Raw genomic sequence first — 2,675 nt, 5'->3', positions numbered from 1 at the left:
AGTGCTACGGGCAGGTTTTTTCTGAGAGGATTTCAGCAATGGCCGCAGCCACCCGCTCTTGTTGACAGGTGGTCAACTCAGGAAAACACGGCAAAGACAACACCTGAGCCGCACATAGCTCGGCATTGGGCAGATCCCCCCGCCTGTAGCCCAGCCCTCGGTACACCGGCTGCAGCGGCAACGGCAGAGGGTAGTAAACCCGACTGCCAATGCCCCGCTCCTTCAACCGCTGCTGCAAATCGTCCCGCCGCCGCGAATCCAACGGCTCAGAACCCACCACCCGCACCGTGTACTGATGCCACACCGAGCTGCCCCCCACCCCCACCTGGGGCAACATCAAGCCCGGGATCCCTTGCAGCAAGCGGTGGTAACACTCCGCAATCCCCTGCCGCCGCCAGTTCCACTCCCGCAGATAAGGCAACTTCACCGAGAGAATCACCGCCTGCAGCGCATCCAAACGACTGTTGAGACCCAGATACTCGTGGTGGTACGGACGGGTCTGCCCATGCTCCCTGAGAGCCCGCACCCGCCTGGCCAGTTGGGGATCCCGCGTCACCACCGCCCCCCCATCCCCAGCCGCACCCAGATTCTTGCTGGGAAAAAAGCTGAAGCAGCCCACCTCCCCCCAAGTGCCCACCGGCCTGCCCCCCCAGCAGGCCCCCACCGCCTGGGCACAATCTTCCACCACCGCCAAGCCGTGCCGCCGGGCAATAGCCAGAATCTGGGTCATGTTGGCCGCCTGCCCAAACAAATGCACCACCACCACCGCCTTGGTGCGGGGGGAGATGCTCCTTTCCAGCAGCTGCGGATCCAGGTTAAAGGTGCACGGATCCACATCCACAAACACCGGACGCGCCCCCACCCGGCTGATGGCGGCAGCCGAGGCAAAAAAACTAAAGGCACTGGTGAGCACCTCATCCCCCGCCTGGATGCCCAAAGCCTGCAAAGCCAGCACCAGGGCATCGGTACCGGAATTGCAGCCGACGGCCTCCAAAGAGCCACCCCCCAAAAACTGGGCAAACTGCTCCTCAAAGCGCTGCACCGCCGCCCCGCCGATGTACTGGCCAGAGGCCAGCAGCGCTTCCAGCTGCGGCTGCAACAGCCCGGCCAAAGCGCGGTACTGCCCCGTCAAATCCAACAGCGGAATCGGCTCCTCCGTCATGGTGCTGCCTTTGGAGAAGGTGGCGGCCACAGCCCATCATCGCGGATGAGAGCCTGTGTACACAACGCTCTGGCCCAGAAGGGTTCTGGGGTTTGTCTTCCGCGGGTCGAGCTGGCCCTGAATCTATCCACCCAATCTGAGATAGAGTAAGCGGGGATCCCCTAGGCTGGATACAGCTTTCTACAGGATGCTTTATGCAGGCGGTTTCTCCAGCAGCTAAAGCCCCTTTGGCACCTCGGATTCTGGCTTTGGTGCCGGGCGGGATTGGTGACCAGATTTTGTTTTTCCCCGCCCTGGCCAGTTTGCGGCAGCGCTTTCCGGAGGCGGAGCTGGAGGTGGTTGTGGAGCCGCGGGCGGCGGCTGCCTACGAGGTTTGTCCTTCGGTGAGTCGGGTGCTGACTTTTCCGTTCAAAGAACAGCTGTCGTTGGGGGATCTCAGCGACCTGCTGGGGCGCATTCGGGAGCGGCAGTATGACGGGGTGCTGAGCCTGGGCCGAAGCTTGGGGGTCAAGCTGTTGTTGTGGCTGACCGGCATTCCCAAGCGGGTGGGCTATGCGCCGCCGGGGCCGGGGCGACCTTGGCTGACCGACCCGGTGCCCCTGAAGCCAGCCCAGTATGCTGCCCAGATGTACCACGACCTGGTGCAGGGGTTTGGCATTGCTGCGCCGGCGGGGTTGCCCCAGATTCGTCTGAAAAAAGCAGACCTGGAGTGGGCAGAGCAGGAACGCAAGCGCCTTTTGGGGGATGCCGCTCAAGATTATGTGCTGTTGCATCCGGGGGCCAGCCAGCTGTCGCAGGAGAAGGGAATTCAGAAGATCTATCCCTCTGCCAACTGGGTCAAGGTCATCAAGGGTTTTCGGGAGAAGCGGCCGGAGCTGCCGTTGGTGCTGGTGGTGGGGCCAGAGGATGAGCAGCTGGCGGAGGGCTTTCTGGCGCAACTGCCGGAGCTGCCGGTGAGCCGTCCTGTCCGGCTGGGGCAGCTGGCGGCCTTGATTGGTGGGGCAACGCTGCTGTTGTGCGCCGATAGCGCTCCCATGCATTTGGCGGTGGCGGTGCAGACGCCGCTGGTGGCGTTGTTTGGGCCCACCGACCCGCTGCGGTTGCTGCCTTCAGAGGGGCCGTTTCGGGCGGTCAAGGGGGCCGATGGGAAGGTGGAGTCGATTGCCCCCGAGCAAATTCTGCAGGTGATCTTTCCGGCCTAGAGCCAAGGTTTTCGTGGCAGCAACCCAGTCCAGTTTCTCTGCAGGCGGACCGAGAAGCCTTCTAGCCTGGGAGATGTGTCCCTGTCTGCTTTTAGCCGGCGGGAGAGCTTGCTTTGTCACCTTGGCTCTCCTAGGCTTGCTGGCGAGCGACCGTAAGGCAGTCAGCATTGCTGTTGACCGGGGGAACTTCTGCCCTCTTGGGGGAAAAGGGCTGGGGAAGTAGGGGATTCTCATGCGGACGAAGGGACTTGAACCCTTACGCCTTGCGGCACTAGATCCTAAGTCTAGCGCGTCTGCCGTTCCGCCACGTC

At 62.7% G+C, this 2,675-nt stretch carries 2 protein-coding genes; one reads left to right on the top strand and one right to left on the bottom strand.

The window, feature by feature from the left end; genetic code table 11:
- Nucleotides 1-4: 4 nt before the first annotated feature.
- A complete protein-coding gene (locus NW828_RS13690) occupies nucleotides 5-1,162 on the bottom strand; it encodes a DegT/DnrJ/EryC1/StrS family aminotransferase (RefSeq protein WP_414384453.1) in 1,158 nt (385 codons plus the stop codon).
- A 194-nt stretch (nucleotides 1,163-1,356) separates the two neighbouring features.
- Between NW828_RS13690 and NW828_RS13685 the strand changes: the two genes are divergently transcribed.
- Nucleotides 1,357-2,364: a glycosyltransferase family 9 protein gene (locus NW828_RS13685; RefSeq protein ID WP_414384451.1), complete on the top strand. Its 1,008-nt coding sequence runs from the start codon at nucleotides 1,357-1,359 to the stop codon at nucleotides 2,362-2,364.
- Nucleotides 2,365-2,675 lie beyond the last annotated feature (311 nt).

Origin of the sequence: Synechococcus sp. W55.2 (assembly GCF_047461635.1) — a bacterium.
In the GTDB taxonomy this organism is placed as follows: domain Bacteria; phylum Cyanobacteriota; class Cyanobacteriia; order Thermostichales; family Thermostichaceae; genus Thermostichus.
Note: the sequence above shows the minus strand (reverse complement) of the source record. Positions and strands in the feature narration are given on the sequence as shown.

Bases quoted from the DNA above. Each gene is read 5' to 3' on its own strand.
- NW828_RS13690 (WP_414384453.1), bottom strand. From the start codon at position 1,162: ATGACGGAGGAGCCGATTCCGCTGTTGGATTTGACGGGGCAGTACCGC.
- NW828_RS13685 (WP_414384451.1), top strand. From the start codon at position 1,357: ATGCAGGCGGTTTCTCCAGCAGCTAAAGCCCCTTTGGCACCTCGGATT.